This is a genomic window from Nucisporomicrobium flavum (assembly GCF_016464385.1).
GTDB lineage: Bacteria > Actinomycetota > Actinomycetes > Mycobacteriales > Micromonosporaceae > Actinoplanes > Actinoplanes flavus_A.
Genome location: NZ_JADMLH010000003.1, coordinates 571,458 through 592,038, shown reverse-complemented (window position 1 = coordinate 592,038; position 20,581 = coordinate 571,458). Strand labels below are relative to the sequence as shown.

General features: G+C 70.8%; 18 protein-coding genes. 6 read left to right on the top strand and 12 right to left on the bottom strand.

Annotated features, from left to right (window positions below; all coding sequences use genetic code 11):
* Window positions 1-41: 41 nt before the first annotated feature.
* Both IT780_RS10780 and IT780_RS10775 read left to right on the top strand, forming a co-directional pair.
* The gene (locus IT780_RS10780) at window positions 42-794 is read left to right on the top strand and encodes a hypothetical protein (RefSeq protein ID WP_199511298.1); all 753 of its coding nucleotides are present in this window, start codon (window positions 42-44) and stop codon (window positions 792-794) included.
* A gap of 11 nt (window positions 795-805) precedes the next feature.
* A complete protein-coding gene (locus IT780_RS10775; protein WP_199511297.1) occupies window positions 806-1,306 on the top strand; it encodes a mycothiol transferase in 501 nt (166 codons plus the stop codon).
* A gap of 797 nt (window positions 1,307-2,103) precedes the next feature.
* Here the strand turns inward: IT780_RS10775 and IT780_RS10770 are convergent.
* The 7 genes from IT780_RS10770 to IT780_RS10740 all read right to left on the bottom strand — a co-directional run bounded on the left by IT780_RS10770 (window position 2,104) and on the right by IT780_RS10740 (window position 8,368).
* Entirely contained in the window at window positions 2,104-2,325 is a 222-nt protein-coding gene (locus IT780_RS10770) for a helix-turn-helix transcriptional regulator (protein WP_199511296.1), read from the bottom strand.
* 13 nt (window positions 2,326-2,338) lie between these two features.
* Window positions 2,339-2,752, bottom strand: coding sequence for a hypothetical protein (locus tag IT780_RS10765; protein ID WP_199511295.1), 414 nt, complete (start codon window positions 2,750-2,752; stop codon window positions 2,339-2,341).
* Between the two features lie 143 nt (window positions 2,753-2,895).
* Window positions 2,896-4,362 carry an ATP-binding protein gene (locus tag IT780_RS10760; RefSeq protein ID WP_199511294.1) on the bottom strand — a complete coding sequence of 489 codons (1,467 nt, stop codon included), beginning with the start codon at window positions 4,360-4,362 and terminating at the stop codon, window positions 2,896-2,898.
* Window positions 4,362-6,020, bottom strand: coding sequence for an NAD(P)/FAD-dependent oxidoreductase (locus IT780_RS10755; RefSeq protein WP_199511293.1), 1,659 nt, complete (start codon window positions 6,018-6,020; stop codon window positions 4,362-4,364). The genes IT780_RS10760 and IT780_RS10755 overlap by 1 nt, the downstream gene beginning before the upstream one ends.
* Window positions 6,021-6,037: 17 nt before the next feature.
* Window positions 6,038-6,331: a UBP-type zinc finger domain-containing protein gene (locus IT780_RS10750; RefSeq protein WP_199511292.1), complete on the bottom strand. Its 294-nt coding sequence runs from the start codon at window positions 6,329-6,331 to the stop codon at window positions 6,038-6,040.
* Window positions 6,328-7,533: an NAD(+)/NADH kinase gene (locus tag IT780_RS10745; RefSeq protein ID WP_199511291.1), complete on the bottom strand. Its 1,206-nt coding sequence runs from the start codon at window positions 7,531-7,533 to the stop codon at window positions 6,328-6,330. Before IT780_RS10745 ends, IT780_RS10750 begins: the two co-directional genes overlap by 4 nt.
* Before the next feature lie 103 nt (window positions 7,534-7,636).
* Entirely contained in the window at window positions 7,637-8,368 is a 732-nt protein-coding gene (locus tag IT780_RS10740; RefSeq protein WP_372443663.1) for a class I SAM-dependent methyltransferase, read from the bottom strand.
* Window positions 8,369-8,566: 198 nt separating this feature from the next.
* Between IT780_RS10740 and IT780_RS10735 the strand changes: the two genes are divergently transcribed.
* Window positions 8,567-10,114 (top strand): ricin-type beta-trefoil lectin domain protein, encoded by a 1,548-nt coding sequence (locus IT780_RS10735; protein WP_199511290.1) that lies wholly within the window; start codon window positions 8,567-8,569, stop codon window positions 10,112-10,114.
* 179 nt (window positions 10,115-10,293) lie between these two features.
* Window positions 10,294-11,925 carry a beta-1,3-glucanase family protein gene (locus IT780_RS10730; RefSeq protein WP_233412524.1) on the top strand — a complete coding sequence of 544 codons (1,632 nt, stop codon included), beginning with the start codon at window positions 10,294-10,296 and terminating at the stop codon, window positions 11,923-11,925.
* Window positions 11,926-11,974: 49 nt separating this feature from the next.
* Here the strand turns inward: IT780_RS10730 and IT780_RS10725 are convergent, their stop codons facing one another.
* From IT780_RS10725 to IT780_RS10715, 3 genes are all read right to left on the bottom strand, one after another.
* Window positions 11,975-13,255 carry a multidrug effflux MFS transporter gene (locus tag IT780_RS10725; protein ID WP_199511289.1) on the bottom strand — a complete coding sequence of 427 codons (1,281 nt, stop codon included), beginning with the start codon at window positions 13,253-13,255 and terminating at the stop codon, window positions 11,975-11,977.
* Window positions 13,256-13,620: 365 nt separating this feature from the next.
* Window positions 13,621-14,010 (bottom strand): hypothetical protein, encoded by a 390-nt coding sequence (locus IT780_RS10720; protein ID WP_199511288.1) that lies wholly within the window; start codon window positions 14,008-14,010, stop codon window positions 13,621-13,623.
* 7 nt (window positions 14,011-14,017) lie between these two features.
* Window positions 14,018-16,072 carry an RHS repeat-associated core domain-containing protein gene (locus IT780_RS10715; protein ID WP_199511287.1) on the bottom strand — a complete coding sequence of 685 codons (2,055 nt, stop codon included), beginning with the start codon at window positions 16,070-16,072 and terminating at the stop codon, window positions 14,018-14,020.
* Window positions 16,073-16,490: 418 nt separating this feature from the next.
* Here IT780_RS10715 and IT780_RS10710 point away from each other — a divergent pair, with 418 nt between their 5' ends.
* Entirely contained in the window at window positions 16,491-16,829 is a 339-nt protein-coding gene (locus tag IT780_RS10710) for an ArsR/SmtB family transcription factor (RefSeq protein ID WP_199511286.1), read from the top strand.
* The gene (locus tag IT780_RS10705) at window positions 16,826-18,532 is read left to right on the top strand and encodes a SulP family inorganic anion transporter (protein WP_199511285.1); all 1,707 of its coding nucleotides are present in this window, start codon (window positions 16,826-16,828) and stop codon (window positions 18,530-18,532) included. The genes IT780_RS10710 and IT780_RS10705 overlap by 4 nt, the downstream gene beginning before the upstream one ends.
* Window positions 18,533-18,607: 75 nt before the next feature.
* Here IT780_RS10705 and IT780_RS10700 read toward each other — a convergent pair whose 3' ends face one another.
* Together IT780_RS10700 and IT780_RS10695 are read right to left on the bottom strand one after the other, a co-directional pair.
* Entirely contained in the window at window positions 18,608-19,384 is a 777-nt protein-coding gene (locus tag IT780_RS10700) for an ABC transporter permease (RefSeq protein ID WP_199511284.1), read from the bottom strand.
* Entirely contained in the window at window positions 19,381-20,370 is a 990-nt protein-coding gene (locus tag IT780_RS10695; protein WP_199511283.1) for an ABC transporter ATP-binding protein, read from the bottom strand. Before IT780_RS10695 ends, IT780_RS10700 begins: the two co-directional genes overlap by 4 nt.
* Window positions 20,371-20,581: the final 211 nt, after the last annotated feature.

The window sequence follows — 20,581 nt, the reverse complement described above, 5'->3', positions numbered from 1 at the left end:
GTCGTGAGCAGGCTCGGGCAGAGCCTTGATGTGAGGAGGACATGAGCGAGCAGGCACCGGACCGGTTGTGGTCCGGCATCCAGATCAGCAAGGTCGTCGCCGGCACTCTCGCGGCGGTGGCCGCCGCAGTGCTGGGCTCGTTCCTCGGAGTGGCCGGCACTCTCGCCGGCGCCGCGCTGGCGAGCGTGGTGGGCTCCGTGGGGACGCAGCTCTTCGACAACTCCCTCAAACGCGGCACCAAGACCCTCCAGACGGTCGCGCCCGCCTTCATCAAGGTGCCGGCCGCGGTGGGCACGCCACCCGTCGCCGCCGCCACGGAGGAGGAGAAGCCGTCGCACACCGTGCCGCAGGAGCCGGGACGCTTCGCGATCCGGTGGAAGCCGGTCCTCGTCGGGGCGGCCACCGTCTTCATCGTGGCCATGGGCGCGATCTTCGCCCTCGAGGCGAGCGCCGGCCGGTCGCTGGCGTCGATGACGGGGCACGGCTCGAGCGCCGGTACGACGCTCACCAGCCTCGTATCCAGCAAGAGCGACTCCAAGCAGGACAAGCCCGCCACGACGCCCTCCGAGAGCCCCGCACCCGACGAGTCGCCCACACCGGACAGCTCCACCACGGAGTCCCCCGAGCCGGGCGCCACGACGGACACGCCGGAGCCCACCGGGACCACCACGGCCCCGGAGGAGCCGACGACCACCGAGCCGGCCACCGAGGCCCCGCAGCAGACGGACCCGGCCGGCGGCGGCGACCAGCAGTTCGACCAGCAGGGACAGCAGCAGGACCCGCCCACCGAATAGGAGGCGCCACCGTGAACGTGAACGATCTGCTCACCGAGGCGTACGGCCGCCTGCCGGACCTCGTCCGCGGCGCGGTCGACGGCCTCACCCCGGAGCAGCTGCGCACCGCGCCGGCCGAGGGCGCCAACACCGTCGGCTGGCTCGTCTGGCACCTCACCCGGGTGCAGGACAGCCACATCGCCGACCTGCTCGGCGAGGCCCAGCTCTACGCCGCCGGCGACTGGGCACCCCGCTTCGGCCGCGAGACCGACCCGGCCGACACCGGCTACGGCCACTCGGCGAAGGACGTCGCGGCGGTCCACCCGGAGAACACCCGGGCGCTGCTCGACTACTACGACGCGGTGCACGCGCGAACGCTGGCGTACCTCGAGGGCCTCAAGCCCGACGACCTGGACCGCGTCGTGGACGAGGCCTGGGACCCGCCGGTCACCCTGGGCGTCCGCCTGATCAGCATCCTGGACGACGACATCCAGCACGCCGGCCAGGCCGCATATGTGCGAGGCCTCCTTTAAGTACGCCCACAGCAAAGGTCCACGCCTGCGGCGCTCCCGCACTCCCGACCGGGGGTACCGGGGCGCCGCAGTCGTCACACCCGCCGCGCTCGCGCACACCCCCGGCCAAACCGACAGCGCACCCACAGCCCACACCCCGCCGCCAGCAGCGCGGCACGCCAGGCGCACGGCGGCGGCACGCCAGGCCCACCGCGGCGGCACGCCAGGCCCACGGCGACGCAGCACGCCAGGCCGACGGCGGCGCGGCGCGCCAGGCCCACCACGGCGGCGCGCCAAGCCCACGACGGCGCGGCACGCCAGGCCCACGGCGACGCGATACGCCGGGTGCGGCCGCACTGGCACGCCGCCCGGCGCGGAGCACGTCCTCCGCTGAGCGCAGCGGCGTCTACGCGGCGGCCCGGCGACCCCGCGCCCAGCCCCAGCTCTCGACCCGGCCTCGACCCCGGCCCGGCCCACGATCCCCCGCCCCGGACCGGGCCCCCAGCCCGACTCGACCCGGCCCGGCCCGACCCGACCCGGCCCGGCCGGACCCGGCCCCAGGCTCGGCCTCAACCCTCGGCCCCAGCCTCCGACCTCGACCCCCGGACCGGCACCCAGCCCTCGGCCCCGGACCCGGCCTCCGGCCCCAGTCCCCGACCCGGCTCCGGGCCCGACCCCCTGCCCTCGGCCTCAGGCCCCCAGCGCCCGGCGCCCGGCCCCGGCCCACGGCCCTCAGCGCCCAGCGCCCGGCGCCCGGCCCACAGCGCCCGGCGCTCGGCCCACAGCACCCGGCAGCTCCGGTCGCCCTGGCGTCCTGGTCAGCGCGCCGGCGGGACGGCGTGGTGGTCGTCCTCGGGGTCGAAGATCGCTTCAATCGGTTGACCGAAGATCCGGGCCAGCCGGAACGCCAGCGGCAGGCTCGGGTCGTAGCGGCCCGTTTCCAACGCGTTGACGGTCTGGCGGGAGACGTCCAGCAGGTCTGCCAGGGCGGCCTGGGTCCAGCCGCGGTCGGTGCGCAGCTGCCGGATGCGGTTCTTCACGTCCGGTCCGCGTTCAGCGTGCGGCGACGGCGGTGGCCGCCGCCCAGGCGACCATGCCGGCACCGAAGGCCATCCAGGGGGCGGCCGGCGTGCTCAGGCCCGCGACCATCAGCATGCCCAGCACCACGTACGCGATCATGGCGACAGCGAAGCCGACGGCGAGGCCGCGCAGCTGGACCAGTTGGGCGTACTCGTCGGAGCGACGGAGACCGCGCACCACGGCCCGCACCACGCCCAGCACGGGCAGCACGGGCAGCAGCGCCCAGGCGAAGCGCCAGGGGCTGTCGCCGTCGAGGTGACCCCACATGACGACGGCGACGATGGCCACGACGTACGCGGCCATGGCGGGGGCCAGGTCGCGGAAGTAGGCGAAGGCGCGGGCGCGATCCCCGCGGCTCGGCACAGCCGTGTCAAGGTTGCTTGTCATGACTCGACCATGCCCGGCCGCCGCCCGCATGTCAAGGGTCCTTTCCATCACGATCCGCGTCCCAGGCCGGCAAGAAGAGACCTCAAGGCCGGCCGGACGGCGCTCGGCCGGAAGAGACCTCAAGGCCGCCCGGGCGGCGCCGGTCAGCGGGAGGACGGCTCCGCGAGCGGCAGCTTCACCAGGAACCGCGTGTCCCCGGGCTGGGACTGCAGCACGATGTCGCCGCCGTGGCCGTTCACCACGATGCGGTACGAGATGTCCAGCCCCAGCCCCGTCCCCTCGCCCACCGCCTTCGTGGTGAAGAACGGCTCGAAGACCCGCTTGCGCAGCTCCTCGGGGACGCCGGGGCCGGTGTCCCCGATGGACACCACGATGTGGCCGTCCTCGGCGTACGTGCGCAGCGTCAGCGTGCCCGCGCCGTCCATCGCCTGGACCGCGTTGTCGATGATGTTGGTCCAGACCTGGTTGAGCTCGGCGGGGTGGGCCGGGACCTGTGGCAGGCTGCGGTCGTACTCCTTGACGACCTTGATGCCGTTGCCGATCTTGTGGCCGAGCATGACGAGCGTGCTGTCCAGGCCCGTGTGCACGTCGATCCACTGGTGCGCGGCGCGGTCGAGCTGGGAGTACTGCTTGGCCGCCGACACCAGCGACGAGACCCGGCCGGTGGCGTCCTCGATGTCGCTCATCAGCTGCTCGGTCTCGAGCGCGTACCCGATCCAGTGGATGGCCTGGTCGAGCAGCTCGGGCGAGCCGACCTTGGCCTCCATGTCGTCGAGGCACTGCACGTCGAGGCCGCCCTGGGCGAAGACCGGCGCCAGGTCCCAGCCGCCGGTGACGTTGCGCTCGTCCATCCAGTCGCCGAGCTCGTCCTCGCGGTCGGCCGCCTGCATCGCGGTCAGCGCCGGCGCCTTCGCGGCCCGTTCGATGACCTCCTCCTGCAGCTCGACGAGCGCGTCGAGGCGGTCCGGGTCGACCTTGCCCGCGGCGAGCATGCCCAGCTTGTGCCGCATGCCGGCGACCCGCTGACGCAGCGCGCCGGTGGCCCGCGACGCCGCGGCGGCCGGGTTGTTGAGCTCGTGCATGAGGCCGGCGGACAGGGCGCCGAGCGCGACGAGGCGCTGCCGCTCGCTGATCGCCGCCTGGGTGCTGCGCATGCCGAGCGCGAGCCCCTCCAGCAGGTGGATCGCCATCGGGAACCACTCGCGCATCATCGAGCCGAAGTCGGCGGCGGAGAGTACGAAGAAGTCGGCATCGTCGAGCGCCCGCATGGACGCCATGTACTTGCGTTCGACGCCCTCGTCACGGATGTACGCCTGCGTCGCGCCCATGTAGACGCCGCGCTGCTCCGTACGCGAGGTCTGCACGTCGTCCTGGCCGACCCGGCGGCTGAGCGAGATCGTGCCGCTCAGCAGGACCACGAAGAGCTCGGCGGGGTCGCCCTCGCGGAGCACCAGGGAGCCGGCCGGGGCGTGCATGGTGCAGCCGTGGTCGGCCATCCACGCCAGCTGCTCGTCGGTCAGCTTCTCGAACAGGAACAGGGTCTTGAGCTCGGCGGGCGTCAGCTTGCCGGGTTCGCAGGGCTGGAGCTGAACTTCCTCGACGTCGCTCATCACTGTGCCTCCAAGTACCGATGGACCAGCGTGACCGCCATCGCGCCCTCGCCGACCGCCGAGGCCACCCGTTTCACCGAGTTGGCCCGGACGTCGCCGGCGGCGAAGATGCCGGGAACACTGCACTCCAGGTAGAACGGATCGCGGTCCCGATCCCATCCCGCCGGGCGTGTGCCGTTCGTCAACAGGTCCGGCCCGGTGTAGACGAAGCCCTTCTCGTCGCGCGCCACCGCGTTGCTCAGCCAGTCCGTCCGCGGCTCGGCGCCGATGAAGACGAACAGGTAGCCGCACTCGACCGTCGTGCTGCGGCCGTTCTTGCTGTCGCAGATCGTGATCGCCTGCAGGTGCCCGTCGCCCTGCGCGCCGACCACCTCGCAGCGGGTCCGGACGTGGATGTTGTCGATCTTGTTGAGCTGCTGGATCAGGTAGTACGACATCGACGCCTCGAGCGAGTCGCCGCGCACCAGCAGGGTGACGCTGCGGGCGTACCGGGAGAAGAAGAGCGCGGCCTGCCCGGCCGAGTTCGCCCCGCCCACGATGTAGACGTCGCTGCCGGCGCACGACGGGCCCTCGGTCGAGGCGGACCCGTAGTAGACGCCCGAGCCGGTCAGCTCGGCGACGCCGTCGGCGACCAGCGGCCGGTACGCGACCCCGGTGGCCAGCACGATCGAGTGCGCCGACACCTCGCCGCCGTCGCCGAACGTCAGCGTGCGGGCGGAGCCGTCCAGCCGCAGCCCGGTGACCTCGCGGGTGTTGAGCACCTCCGCCTCGAACTTGCCCGCCTGCCGCCGCGCCCGGTCGGTGAGCTGGGCGCCGGAGATGCCGTCCGGGAAGCCGAGGTAGTTCTCGATGCGGGAGCTCTGCCCGGCCTGCCCGCCGACCGCCTGCCGCTCCACGAGCAGCGTCTTGAGGCCCTCCGAGGCGCCGTACACCGCGGCGCCCAGCCCGGCCGGGCCGCCGCCCACGATGATCAGGTCGTAGAAGTCGCGGTTGGGCGCGGTGGACAGGCCGGCCGCCTCGGCCACCTCGGAGGTGGACGGCTGTGCCAGCGCCCGGCCGTCGGCCGTCACCACCAGCGGGATCGCCTCGGGGCCCACCCCGGCGGCCTCCAGCAGGCGGCGCCCCTCCGGGTCGTCCGCTCCGAGCCATTTGTACGGCACGAGGTTGCGCGCCAGGAAGTCACGGATCTGGTACGACGGCTCGCTCCAGCGGTGCCCGACGACGCGGATGTCCTCGAGCTCCCGGTCGCCGGTGGCCTGCCAGGCGTCGAGGAGCGCGTCGATGACGGGGTAGAGCTTCTCCTCCGGCGGGTCCCAGGGCTTGAGCAGGTAATGGTCGACGTCCACCACGTTGATGGCCTGGATGGCGGCGTCGGTGTCGGCGTACGCGGTCAGCAGCGCCCGCCGCGCGTTCGGGAACAGGTCCATCGCCTGCTCCAGGAACTCGATGCCGTTCATCTGTGGCATTCGGTAGTCGGCGAGGATGACGGCGACCCGGCCGCCGCGCAGCTTGATGTCCTTGAGCGCATCCAGCGCGTCGGTAGCCGAGGAGGCCCGGATGATCCGGTAGTTCTCGCCGTAGCGGCGGCGCAGGTCCCTGGCGATCGCCCGGGAGACGGAGGGGTCGTCGTCGACGGTCAGGATGGCGGGGTGACCCATGGAGTTCCTCTGCGTGCTCAGCCGTAGGTGAACGTGGGGGCGTCGGCGACCTTGAAGGCCACCTCGTCCTGGAAGCACCACCACCAGTCCTCACCCGGCTCGTACGACTGCACGAGCGGGTGCGACTCGCCGTGGAAGTGCGCGGTCGCGTGCTTGCCGGGTGACGAGTCGCAGCAGCCGACGTGGCCGCACGTCATGCAGACGCGCAGGTGGACCCAGCGGCCCCCGGCGGCCAGGCACTCCACGCAGCCCTGGCCGGACGGCGTGATGTCGTTCGCCTGGTCGAGGTGGGTGCAGGCGGGTTGTGTCATGAGGGGTTGCCTCCGGTGTCGATGGAGTTCTCGGTGCGGGGTTCGGGTGGGGCGGCGAGCACGTCGGCGTACTCGGGGTGCCGGTCCAGCCAGCCGGCCACGAACGGGCAGGTGACCAGCACCGGGGTGGCGCGCCGGCGGGCGTCGTCGAGGGCGCCCGCGGCGAGCCGGCCGGCCAGCCCGCGCCCCTCGAAGGCCTGGTCGATCTCGGTGTGCGCCAGTTCGACCCGCTCGCCGTGCCGCCGGTAGTGCAGTACGCCGGCCAGCTCGCCGCCGAGCAGCACCTCGTAGCGGGACTGCTCGAAGCTGTCCACGACCACGGCGTCCGACGCGTCGCCGCTGCCGACCTGGGCGCTGCCCTCGACGCGCAGCTTGCGCCGGGCGCGCTCGTAGAACGAGGTCCCGCCGAAGCGGATGACCTGCGCGGCGCCCGGCACGGGGATGATCCGGAGGTGGTCGCCGGCCCCGGCGTGGCCCTGGATGATGCCGTCCACCTCGATGGCGAGCCGGCCGCTGGTCGCCGCCACCTCCAGCTCGAGGTGCTCGTCGGGCGAGAGCATCAGCGAGCGGTTGAACGACGAGTGCGCGGCGGACGCGCTGACCAGGATGCCCTCGACGTTCGGCGAGACGATGGGCCCGCCCGCGGAGAAGCTGTACGCCGTCGAGCCGGTGGGCGTGGCGACGATGACGGCGTCGGCCGCGTACCGGACGAAGTTGCTGCCCTCGACGTTGATGCCGACGTGCGCGAGCCCGTCGCCGGGGACGCGGACCAGCGCGATGTCGTTGAACGCGGAGACTTCCCGGCCGTCGGGCAGCACCGTGCGCACCGCCGTACGCGATTCGATCGTGAACTTGTGCTCGTCGATCGCCGACAGCGCGCCGGCCAGGTCGGGCAGGTCGACCTCGGCGAGGAAGCCGAGCCGGCCGACGTTGACACCCAGCACCGGGGTCTTGCGCCCCTCGACCAGGCGCATGGTGCGCAGCATGGTGCCGTCGCCGCCCAGGCTGACCAGCAGTCCGGCGCGCTCGACCATCTCGTCCGCGGAGACCTCGACGGCGTCGCAGTCGATCCGGGTGATCTCGTCGTGCAGGCCGAGCACGGTCACGTCCCGGGAGGCGGCCCACCGCACGATCGCCTCGATGGCCGATCCGCAGTCCCGCCGGGGATGCAGGACCAGACCGACGACTTTGACCATGCCCATACCCACACCCCACGGCTCTCGCGGACCCGTCCCCCGACGGGTCAGCGTTCAGCCTGACACGTTCGACGGGCAACTGCGAGGGCGCATAAGGGCGGGTCGGGCGCTAAGCGGGCAGCTCGGCGGCGACCGGGGTCATGACACTGACCCATTCCTGTTGATCTCCGACAGCGCCGGGCTGGATCAGGGGGTACGTCGCGAGCGTGCGCAGCAGGCCCGCGGGCGCGTACCCGCGCTGCGGATCGCCGAGCAGCACCGTCGCGCCGCGGCGCATCGCGCGGCCGAGGAACGGCAGCATGCGGGCGGCCATGTCCCCGCTGTACAGGCAGTCGCCGGCCAGGATGAGGTCGGCGTCGCCGCCGTCACCGTCGGTGAGGTCCTCGGCCGAGATCTGGACGGACACGTCGTTGGCGTTGGCATTGGCGTGCATCGCGGCCACGGCGTACGGATCGATGTCGTTGGCCACCACCTCGGCGGCGCCCGCCTGCGCGGCGGCGATGGCGACCAGGCCGGATCCCGAGGCGAGATCGAGGACCCGGCGCCCGGCCACGAGCTGCGGGTGGTCGAGGACGTAGCGGGCCAGGCCCTGACCGCCGGCCCAGGCGGTGGCCCAGAACGGTGCGGGCAGCGGGTGACCGGCCTCGGCCTCGAGGCGCGCCCAGAGCAGGACGGCGTCCTCGGCGAGGAACAGGTGAACCTCGGGCACCAGCGCGGGCACCTGGAGGCGCAGCGCGTCGCTCTGCGGAGCACGCGCGGGGGACGAGGCGTTGCGCAGCAGCCGCCGCTGGAGCGGGCTGTGCGTGTCCGCCGGGTAGGGAGCACCTGTGTAGGTCTTCACATGCCTCGATTCTTGTGACCGTAACGACAAACGCCCGGCGGGATCCGATTCCCACCAGGCGTCGGCAACACTACCATGCGTGACCGCCGTCGAAATCTCTCAACTTTCTTGACAGATCTGTTAACTATCGACAAACTCCGATGCTAGAGAGCGCTCTCCTTCCTCGATTTCCCCAGATCAGCGAAGGACTCACCCGCCATGTCCCGTGCTCTGAAAGCGCTCGGCCTCGGTGCCGCGGCGCTCACCGCCATCGGCCTCCTACCGGCGCCCAGCCTCGCCGCCCCCACACCGGCGCCCGCCGCACCCACCGCGGCGCCCCGGTTCGACATGGCCCCGGGCATGGTGGCGGCCATGCGCCGCGACCTGGGGCTCAGCGACGACCAGATCGCCGCCCGTCTCGCCACCGAGGCCGCCGCGCCGGTCGTGGAGAAACGCCTGCGCACGAGGCTGGGCGGGACCTTCGCCGGCGCCTGGATCCCCCGCGGCGCCGACCGGCTCACCGTCGCGGTCACCGACGCCCGCCAGGCCGCCGCGGTCCGCGCCGAGGGCGCGGTGCCGAAGATCGTCGGCCGCAGCGCGGCCGACCTGGAGTCGTCCCGCGCCAAGCTCGATCGCCACGCCGCGAAAGCGCAGGGTACGGCGATCCGCGGCTGGTACGTCGACGTCGCCTCGAACAGCCTCGTGGTGATGGCCAGGCCGGGCGCGTCGGCACAGGCGCGCTCCTTCGTGGCGGCCAGCGGCGCCGGCTCGGTGACGGTGGTCGACGCCGCCGAGCAACCCAAGCCGATGTACGACATCCGCGGCGGCGACCAGTACGTCATCAACGGCAACACGCTGTGCTCGGTGGGCTTCGCGGTCGCGGGCGGCTTCGTCAGCGCCGGTCACTGCGGCGGCGTGAACAGCCCGACGCTCGGCTACAACAACGTCTCGCAGGGCACCTTCGCCGGCTCGTCGTTCCCGGGCAACGACTACTCGTGGATCCGTACGAACGGCAACTGGACGCCGCAGCCGTGGGTCAACAACTACTCCGGTGGCAACGTTGTCGTCGCCGGCTCGCAGGAGGCCGCGGTCGGCAGCTCGGTGTGCCGCTCCGGCCGCACGACCGGGTGGCGCTGCGGGACGATCCTCGGCCGCGACGAGACCATCGTGTACGCCCAGGGCTCCGTCTCCGGCCTCGCGCGCAGCAACGCGTGCGCCGAGCCGGGCGACTCGGGCGGCTCCTGGATCTCCGGCAACCAGGCACAGGGCGTGACCTCCGGCGGTACGGGCAACTGCTCCTCCGGCGGCACGATGTGGTTCCAGCCGGTCAACGAGATCCTCGGCGTGTACGGCCTCTCGCTCACCACGAGCGGCGGTGGCTCCAGCACCAGCTCTGTGGTCAGCAACTGGAACAACAAGTGCATCGACGTACCGAACGCGAACTTCTCCGACGGCGTACAGCTGCAGATGTACACCTGCAACGGCACCGCCGCGCAGAAGTGGACGTTCGTGAACGGCACGCTGCAGACCTCCAACAACAAGTGCATGGACGTGGCCTGGGGCTCGACGGCGAACGGCGCGGCGATCCAGATCGTCGGCTGCAGCGGCAACCCGGCGCAGCAATTCGTCCTCTCCGCCGCGGGTGACCTCGTCAACCCGCAGGCGAACAAGTGCGTCGACATCAAGGAGTGGAACGGCAACGACGGCGCACTCCTGCATCTCTGGGACTGCGTGGGCGGCGCGAATCAGAAGTGGCGCCGCGTGTAGTTCACAGGAGGAAAAGTGTTATCGCCCGCCGGTTTCGCGATGCGCGACCGGCGGGCGACCCTTCGTGTCCATGATCCCTTACGGAACCTTTAATGATCGTCTTAAAAAACCGGCGGCACGGTAAAGACTCCTGATAATTACGGGGACTTCACATCCCCTTGACGGAGGCACTACCCCCCATGCGCCGCAAGCGAACACTCATCCTCACGACAGCCGCCGTGGTGGCCGCCGGGGCCACCGCCTGGATCGCCATGCCGGCGTCCGCCGCGGCCACCACGGCGGTCTTCACGAAGTCGTCCGACTGGGGCTCCGGCTGGCAGGGCGGCGTGACGATCACCAACGGCGGCCCGAAGGCGATGACGTCCTGGAAGGTCGAGTTCGACCTGCCCGCGGGCGCCACGATCGGCAGCTTCTGGGAAGCCGACATGACCGCCAGCGGCCAGCACCGCACGTTCACCAACCGCGGCTGGAACGGCGCCGTCCCGGTCGACGGCAAGGTGACCTTCGGCTTCATCGGCTCCGGCGGCAACCCGCTCGACTGCAAGCTCAACGGCCAGCCGTGCAGCGGCGGCGGCGCGCAGGCTCCCACGACCGCCCCCACGGTCGCGCCGACGTCCTACCGGCCGGTTCCCCCGCCGGCGACCACGGCGCCCACGACGAAGCCCCCGGCGGCGACGCCCACCACGAAGCCCGCGGACAACCCGAGCCCGCCGCCGGCCTCGAACCTGCTCCCGGTCAAGGTCACCAACGACACCGGCCGCTCCGACGCCGTCTTCCTGTACGTCCTCGGCGTCAACCTGAGCACCGGCAAGCTGGGCTACGTCAACGCCGGCGGCACCTTCACCCCGTGGACGGGCGGCGCGGCCGTACCGGTGCCGGCGCCGGACGTGTCGATCCCCGGCCCGGCCAACGGCTCCAGCACCACCATCAAGATGCCGAAGAACCTGTCCGGCCGCCTGTACATGTCGTTCGGCAAGAAGCTGGACTTCCGGCTCAGCACCGACGGCCTGGTGCAGCCCGCGCCGTGGGCCGGCGGCGACCCGAACCGCGACATCCTGTTCGACTGGAGCGAGTTCACCCTCAACGACTCCGGCCTGTGGCTGAACAGCTCGCAGGTCGACATGTTCGCGATCCCGCACGTGGTCAGCGTCCAGGGCGGCAACGGCGCGACGAGCAAGACCGGCGAGCTCAAGGCGGGTGGCCGGCAGAAGGTCATCGACGCCATCAAGGCCCAGCCCGACTTCGCCAAGAGCGTCGTCACCCGCTCCGACGGTACGGTGCTGCGCGTCCTCGCCCCCGGCAAGGCGGCCGACGCCGGACTCATGAGCGCCACGTACCTGGACCCGTACATCAACCGGGCGTGGAACGCGTACACGAGCAAGACCTTGACCGTCGTGCCCTTCGGCGACCAGCCGAACACGAAGTTCTCCGGCCGCACCAGCGGCAACGTCATGAACTTCACCGACGGCGCCGGCAAGGTGGTGGCCTCGTTCACCAAGCCGTCCACGGCCAACGTGTGGGGCTGCGACGGCGCGCTCGGCGCACCGAACGACCTGGTCGTGGGCCCGATCGCCCGGACGCTCTGCGCGGCCATGCAGCGCACCACGCTCGGCACGCTCGACACCCAGCCGAGCGGCTCGGCCGGCGACTTCTACAAGGGCGAGCCCAGCAACCACTACGCCAAGGTCATCCACGACCAGATGGCGGACGGCAAGGCGTACGCGTTCGCCTTCGACGACGTGCAGAACCAGGAGTCGCTGGTGCACAGCGGCGACCCCCGCCAGGCCGGCATCGTCATGACGCCGTTCTGACCTGCATTTCCCCGAAGGGCCGCCACTTCGTGGCGGCCCTTCGCCGTTGCTAATGAGCCGCGGCGTAGGCGACGTCCGTCTGCTCCACCGGGAGCCGGTGCGGCTGGACGACGAGGAAGCAGACCAGCGTGGCGGCGAGCATGCCGCCGAAGACGACGACGGCCATCGCGACCGTACCCACACCGAGCACTCCGACCAGCGGTGCGGCCAGCGCGCCGACGCCGAACTGGACCGCACCGAGCAGCGCGGCCGCCGTACCCGCGGCCTCGCCGTGCCGGTTCAGCGCCAAGGCGGGCGCGTTCGGCATGGCCAGCCCCACCATGGCGAGCACCAGCCAGAGCGGGATCAGGATGCCGACCAGCCCACCGGTCTCCGTGACGGCCAGCACCAGCAGCACCGAACCGAACCCCAGCCCGGCCAGCAGCGAACTGCTCAGGATCTGCTGAGGCGTCCAGCGCCGCAGCAGCCGCACGTTGAGCTGGGTGGCGCCGATCAGACCGACAGCGCCGCCCGCGAAGACGTACGCGAACTGCTGCTCACTCAGACCAAAACCGTCCTGCAACACGTACGACGAGCCGCTCACGTACGCGAACAGCGCGGCCATCGCGAGCCCGGCGACGAGAATGAGCCCGACGTAGACCCGGTCGGTGAAGAGCCGGCCGTAGTCCCGCAGGGTGCCGGCGATCCCGCCGCTGCGACGCCTGCCGATCGCCAGCGTCTCCGGCAGGACGATCGCGCTGGCAGCCATGATGGCGGCCGCGGCGACAGTGAGCACGACGAAGACGCCACGCCACGAGGTGAACTGCAGCGTCTGGCCGCCGATGGTCGGGGCAAGGATCGGCGCGACGCCGACCACGAGAATCAACCGGGAGAACAGCCGCGCCGCAGCGAAGCCGCTGAACAGATCCCGCACGATCGCCATCGCGACCACGGAGGCGGCCGCCGCGCCGAGGCCCTGCAGCACCCGGAGCGTGCCCAGCACGGCCAGGTTGGGCGCGATCACGCAGAGCACCGAAGCGACCAGGTGAACGCCGACGCCGGCGAGCAGAGGAACCCGGCGCCCCACGGCGTCGGACAGCGGACCGACCAGCAACTGCCCGAAGGCCAGACCGACCAGCGTGCCCGTCAGCGTGAGCTGAACCGCCGCGGGAGTAGCGCCAAGGTCATCGGTGATCGTCGGCAGCGCCGGCAGATACATGTCGATGGTGAGCGGACCCAGCGCGGTCAGGAAGCCGAGCACCAGGACAATCCGGAAGCGGCGGCCGGGAGTAAGGAGCTCCCCGGGGGACGCGTCGTTGTCGGGCAGGGTTTCGGTGCGAGCCACAGTCACCCTTGGGACAAGTCCCCCACGGCCCGGATCCTTCCGCCCGGGGCATGTTGGTAACAGTCGTCACAGAATGCGCGTACGGGCTCCTAGCTGCTGATATTCCGCTTGCGTTCGGCTCAGCGTCAGGCTCACGACCCGCATCCATCGACGCGTGCAGCGAGATCCGCCATGAAAGCAGGCGAGCCTCGGAGTAGTCGAGCGCCATATGCCGAAGCCATGCAGTCGACGAAACACCCCATCGAAATCAGTCGGCTCCCTCTTGCCACTTGACGGCAACGCGCCCAAGACTTTACGGCCAGCAGCGTCCGATCAAACACGGAAAGTGACGATCACTTGGAGGACCGAATCGAGCATCGCCGGGCAACTGGTCACCGCGGCAAGGACCGTTCCTCCAGCTCTCGATAGAGGCTGTCGAAGTCCTCCTGGCTGTACACGAATGGCTTCATTTGAGTCTCCAGCGCCGCACGCCTCGCTTCCTTCGAATCCCAGGACGACCAAAATTCCGAAAGATATTCGACGATTCCCCGTCGTTCTAACGTCCGATTACCAAAAACAAGCCAATCCTGCCAAGATGCGACCTTCGCAAGTTCCTCCCGTTGGCGATGGTAGGCAATTATTTCTTCCAGCAGGCGAGCGTGGATGTCTGCCAGGTGGGAGCTTCCACGAACCGCATCATCAATGTCGCCGCCGAGAAAGCGAACTTCCATCAACGCCCGGTTCAGCGCCAGCAGCTCGAAGTACGCGTCAACACCAAGCATCTCACTCCTACTTGAAGGGATTCGGGCCATGATAGATCACCTGGTCCGGCGTGAATCGGAAGGAGCCGACGTGCGCCATCTCATTGGCCTGGGTGCCTCTCTGCAACACACCGGGCGGCATTCGGAAGGCGATCACATGCGAGCCTCGTCCCACATAGCCCGGATTCCCGGCGAATAGGACACCGTTTGCATCACCCGGCGTGACCATGTCTTGGGTAAAGTACGAGACGTTTTTCCTGTTCGCCTTAACAACTCCACCTTCCATGATCGATGCGTGCCCCGCCTCATCCGTGTAATGGAAGTAGGTGTTCTCATCAAGCGAGTCCGCCAAGTTATCCACGCCATGTTTGGCAGCATCCCCGCAGTTGTGTACGAGTACCGGCATGTTGCCAGCGAGCACATAGTACGTGTTGAGGTCGGCGACGCTGAGGTTGTACATCCAGCGCTGGCCGGGATATGAGCGCGCCACAACCACTCGAGTGCTGCTTCCGTCCACCGTACGGAGGCGAGTCTCCGGCTTCAGGTCGCGAGCATCGCTCCAGACCTTGCGGCTGTCGTCCCAGAAGGGGTGTTCCGGCGTGGTCTGGAGGGTGAACTCGGCGTCCTCGTCGATCCGGACCGTCACGTCGGTCAAATTGCGGTCGTCGTTGACAACGGTAGCCGTCACCGGGCGGCTCTCAGTGCGTTCCGCTTCCGGATCCGTGGCGACTACCTCGTCACCGACCTCGATGTCGCCGATCGGCTTGGTGGAGCCGTCCCCCATCAGCACCAGCGTGGTCGGGGCGAAGCTGTTCAGGCACCCCTTGGGCTTCGCCGCGTTGCGGGCCGGCGCGCCCCCTTCGACACCTTCCAGGGCAGCCGCCGCCGGAGCCTTCGGCTTGCCCTTCATGCCCTTGGGCCCGACGAACATGAGGGCGACGGTCGACACCAAGTGCGAACCCGCGTAGGCCCGTTCGCCCCAGGTGTCCGCGGTGAAGATTCTCTTTCCCTCGGACAGCAGGCTTTTCAGGAAGTTGTAATTGCCACCGCCCATGCCGGCGGAGTTCCAGGTCCGTTTGGTCTGGCCCCAGAGCGCTTCCCACACCGTCATGTCGCCCTTACCGATGGCTGCCCCGTCGGCTTTGGCTTGGGTGTATGTGCTCTCGAACATGGAGTAGACGCCGGTGACCATACCGACCGTCGCCTCGTAGCCGGCGTCGAGTTGCCCTTTCAGGCCGTTGCCGATGATGGAGCGGAGGCTGTTGCCGCCGTTTCCGGTGCCGCTGCCATTACCGCCATTACCGCCGTTGCCTCCATTGCCGCTGCCACCGGAGTCCCCGCCCCCGGTGTCGCCGCCGCTCTCGATGATCTGCCCGATGGCGCCGATGATGCCGATGATGCTGATCGGGTCGATGAAGAACATGCCCGACGGGTCGCTGCGGCCGATCGGGTTGTTACCCGCGTAGGAGTACGCGTTCCACTGCTGCGGCTGCGTCAGGTCCTGCACCGGGTCGACGGAGATGAACCGGCCCAGCACGGGGTCGTACTCGCGGGCTCCGATGTGCGTCAGCCCGGTGGGGTCCTTGTCACCGCCGACGAAACCCTTGAGGTTCGGCCATGCCGGGTCGCCGCCGCGCGGGTCCCCGTAGGGAAGTTGGCGACGGATGGTGGCCTTCTGGGCGGCCGCGGTGACCGCGACCTGCTGGGTGCCCTGGTGGTCCGAGAAGAGCCACGCCAGGCTGTCGGTCTGGTTGGTACGGGAGGCGACGGTCTGGCCGTTGAAGGTGTAGTAACGCGTACCGGTCACGGTCGCGGTGCTGCCCGAGACGTTGCGGCGGATCTCCATGCCCGGCAGGTAGAGAGTCGTACCGTTGGGGTCGCGGCGGATGAGCCGGTCACCGTCGGCGCTGTACAGGTTGGTGAAGCGTTTGGCGCCTTCCAGGATCTGTACGGGCTTGCCTTCGGCGTCCCACGTCAGAGCCTGAGCGGCCGTCGCCCCGGGACGTGCCTTCATGTTGCCGGCGTCGTCGTATTGATACGAGGAGTCGGTGCCGGTCGTCTGACCCGGGAGTGTCGTGGTCATCAGGCTGACCGCGTGGGGACGGACGACGCCCTTCCCCGGCTTGGGCACGGCGTAGGTCCGCTTGGTCTGCCCCGCCGCGCTGTAAGAGATTTCCTCGGTGCGGTTACCGAGGGGGTCGATCTTCCATTCAAGCCCGTACGGCGCCGCCCCGCCGAGGTTGTCCGGGTTCAGGGCCGTCTCACATGCCGTACCTGGTTTCGGCGTCCACGCGGAGTCGAGACGCTGGAGGCTATCGTCAGGCGATCACCTCGGCCGGCACCGGCGCCGCGGCCGCCCTCGATGCGGAGCGCTGGCTCACCGGAGCGCCCGCCGGCACAGAGAACTGACGCCCTGTACTCAGCGAATCCCACCCGGTACGCTGGCAGCGACTTGAAGAGTTCTTCAAGTGAAGAAGTCGCCATATCGACAGGTGTGAACCATGGGTGTCCCGCTGTACCAGGCGAAGGCCGAGCTCTTCCGCACGCTGGGCCACCCGGTCCGCATCCGTGTCCTGGAGCTCCTCCAGAACGGCCCGAAGCCCGTACGCGACCTGCTCGCCGACATCGACGTCGAGCCGTCGAACCTGTCCCAGCAGCTCGGCGTGCTGCGCCGGGCCGGCCTCGTCACCTCGGCACGCAGCGGCTCGTCAGTCGTCTACACGCTCAGCACGCCCGCTGTGGCGGAGCTGTTGGCGGCCGGGCGGCGGATTCTCTCCGCGGTCCTCACCGACCGTGACGAGCTGCTCGTCCAGATCGACGCCGAGAGGCAGCTGTCATGACCGGGCGGCTGACGGATCTTCTTCCGCAGCGCGGCGACTGGGCCGCGGCCCGGCGGCATCCGCGGCGGGACCTCGTGGCGGGGTTGACAGTCGCGGTGGTCGCCCTGCCGCTGGCGCTGGCGTTCGGGGTGGCGTCCGGGCTGGGGGCCCAGGCCGGGCTGGTCACCGCCGTCGTGGCCGGGGCGGTGGCCGCGGTGTTCGGCGGGTCGAACCTGCAGGTGTCCGGGCCGACCGGGGCCATGACCGTGGTGCTGCTGCCGATCGTGCACGAGTTCGGGGCCGACGGGGTGCTCATGGTCGGCGTCATGGCCGGTCTCGTGCTGATCGGGCTCGCCGTGGCCGGGCTGGGCCGGTACGTCCGGTATCTGCCCACGCCCGTGATCGAGGGCTTCACGGCGGGCATCGCGGTGGTGATCGCCCTGCAGCAGGTGCCCGCGATGCTCGGCGTCGGCGACGCGGAGGGCGAGAAGGTCTGGGCGGTGGCCGCCGACGCCGTGGCGCGCTTCGTGTCCCACCCCCACCCGGCTCCCGTCCTGGTGACGGCGGGGGTTGCCACGCTCATACTGCTGGGCGCGCGCTGGCGTCCCGCCGTACCGTTCTCGCTGCTCGCCGTGGCCGGCGCCACCGTGCTGGCCGAGGTCACGTCCCTGCCGTTGGCGCGGATCGGCGCGCTGCCCAGCGGCGTGCCCGCGCCTTCGCTGCACTTCCTGGACTGGTCGGCGGCCGCCGATCTGATGCCCGCCGCGCTCGCGGTGGCCGCCCTCGCCGCCCTGGAGAGCCTGCTGTCCGCCACGGTCGCTGACGCCATGAGCGTCAGCCAGCGGCATCATCCCGACCGCGAGCTGTTCGGGCAGGGCCTGGCGAACCTCGCGGCACCCATCATGGGTGGCGTCCCGGCCACCGCGGCGATCGCGCGTACGGCGGTCAACGTCCGCGCCGGGGCCCAGTCGAAGCTGGCCGCGCTGACCCACGCGGTGGCCCTGGCCGTCATCGTGCTGGCCGCCGCGCCGCTGGTGTCCCGGATCCCGCTGGCCGCGCTGGCCGGCGTCCTGCTGGCCACGACCGTACGGATGGTCGAGACCGCATCGCTGCTGGCGCTGGTCCGGGCCACCCATCGCGACGCGGCCGTCCTCGTCCTCACCTTCACCGTGACCGTGGTCTTCGACCTGGTCACCGCCGTGGCCGTCGGGCTCGGCGTCGCCGTGGTCCTCGCCCTGCGGGCCATCGCCCGGACCGCGGGCATCACGCAGGTGCCGATCGACGACACCGACCACAGCGCCGAGGAGCACGCGCTGCTGCGGGAGCACATCGTCGCCTACCGGCTGGACGGCCCGCTGTTCTTCGCCGCCGCGCACGACTTCCTGCTGGAGCTCACCGAGGTCGCCGACGTACGCGCCGTCATCCTGCGCATGTCCCGGGTGTCCACCATCGACGCCACGGGGGCCCACATCCTCGGCGACGCCATCACCCGGCTGCGGCACCGCGGGATCCTCGTCCTGCTCTCCGGCATCGACCCCGCCCACCGGCAGGCGCTGACCGCCCTCGGCATCACGGCGGACCTCGAGCGCGACGACCTGCTGTGCCGGGACACCCCGGCCGCGATCGCCCGGGCCCGCGAGCTGCTGAGCGCCGTGGCCGCGGAGCCCGACCCCCGGAGCGGCCTCGGCGGGCCCGATCTGACGCCCCGGCCGGCCCACCGGTAGCCGGCCCTCCCGGGAGAGCGGGAGGTTCCGGGAGCTGCCCCGGTCTCCCCCGCCCGTTCCCCGCGAGGAGGCGGCTCAGATGGAGCGTTGGTACACACGGTAGGCGCGGGCGGACAGCCACGCCATCACCGCCGCGAGCGCCAGCAGCAGTCCGATCCGGCCGCCCACCAGTCCCCAGTCCGGGGCGTCGGTCAGGGCCTCCCGGGCCGCCACCGCCGCCCAGTCCACCGGGTTGTAGCGGGCCACGTCGGCGACCCAGCCCGGCATCAGCGACGGCGCGATCATCACCGAGGACAGGAAGGTCAGCGGCAGCACCAGGAATTGCGCCACCGCGATCAGCGCCTCCTGCTGGTGGACGAGGAGCGCGACCGCGTCGGAGAAGGCGGCGAACACCACGCCGATGAGGATCGCGGCGAGGGCGAGCACGAGCATGCCGCGGACTCCCCCGTCGTAGCGGGCGCCGGCGAGCAGGCCGACGCTCACCATGATCACCGATTGGACGAGCGTCACGATCGCCTGGTGGACGAGGGAGGCGTTGACGAGGGCGGCGCGGCGTACCGGTGAGGTGAGCGTGCGGTCCATGACGCCGCGTTCCATGTCCTGGACGATCGACGTGCCGCTCCAGCCGGCGGTCATCATCGCGGTCATGACGACCACGCCGGGGGTCAGGTAGCTCAGGTACGACCCGCCGCCGAAGCCCGGCATCTCCGCGATGCGGCGGAACAGCTGGCCGAAGAGCAGCAGCCAGACCATCGGCTGCACCAGCGTGAACATCAGGTACGCCGGTTGGCGGGACAACGTACGCAGGGAGCGCAGCGACAGCAGCCCGGTGTGCGTGACGAGGGTGGTCATCGGCCGGCCCCTTCCAGCGAGGCGGAGGAGAAGCTGCGGCCGGCGTGGTGCAGGTACACGTCGTCGAGCGACGGGCGAGCCACCGTCACCGTGGTGAGCTCCACCGTGGCCGCGTCGAGGGCGGCGAGGAGGCCGGGAAGCGCCGCGGCCCCGTTCGCGACGCGGGCGTTGACCACCGTGCCGTCGGACTCCACCGCGGCGATGCCGGGGAGCCGTTCGAGCACGTGCCGGGCCCGTTCCGCCTCCGGTGGCGCGGGCAGGCTGACGCGTACGGTCTCCCCGCCGAGCGCGCCCTTCAGCTCGTCCGGGGTGCCCGACGCGACGACCCGGCCGGCGTCGATGATGGCGAGCCGGGCGGCGAGATTGTCGGCCTCGTCGAGGTAGTGCGTGGTGAGCAGCACGGTGAGGCCGTCCTCGCGGGCCAGCCGGCCGATCTCCGCCCACATGCCCATCCGCGCCTCCGGGTCGAGGCCCGTGGTCGGTTCGTCGAGGAAGAGCACCTTGGGCCGGTGCATCAGCCCCATCGCCACGTCGAGCTTGCGCTGCATCCCGCCGGACCAGGTGCCGGTCGTCCGGTCCGCGGCCGCCGTGAGGTCGAAGCTGCCGAGGAGCTCCCGAGCGCGGACCCGGGCCTGGGCCGCGGAGGCGCCGTGGATGCGGCCCTGCAGCACCAGGTTCTCGAGCCCGGTCGCAGTCGGGTCGAACGTCGGGCGCTGCGACACGTACCCGATCACGCGCCGGATCTGTCCGGGGTCGCGGCGGACGTCGATACCGGCGACGGTGGCGCTGCCCGAGTCGGGCACCGAGAGCGTGGTGAGGATCTTGACGGTGGTGGACTTGCCGGCGCCGTTGGGCCCCAGCAGCGCGAAGATGATCCCGGGGCGGACCGCGAACGTGACGCCGGCGAGGGCGTGCACCTCCCGCTTGCCTTTCCCGTACGTCTTCACGAGGTCGACCGCCTCGATGGCGCGGTCTGTGCCGGACATGGGTGCTCCTTCTCGGTCGCCGGGCGGACGCGCCGCCCGGTCGTGGAAGGAGTCGACGGTCGATCGTGGGTTACCGTTCGCTTGCGGTACGCACGGCAGGACCCGGCCGACCGGCCGGCGACTCCGGTGTGTTCCCGCCGTGGCCGCGGTGTTGGCGCACCCCCGCCACCGCCCCGCTTAAGGGTGTAGGGGCGCAGAGCAAGCGGGCCAA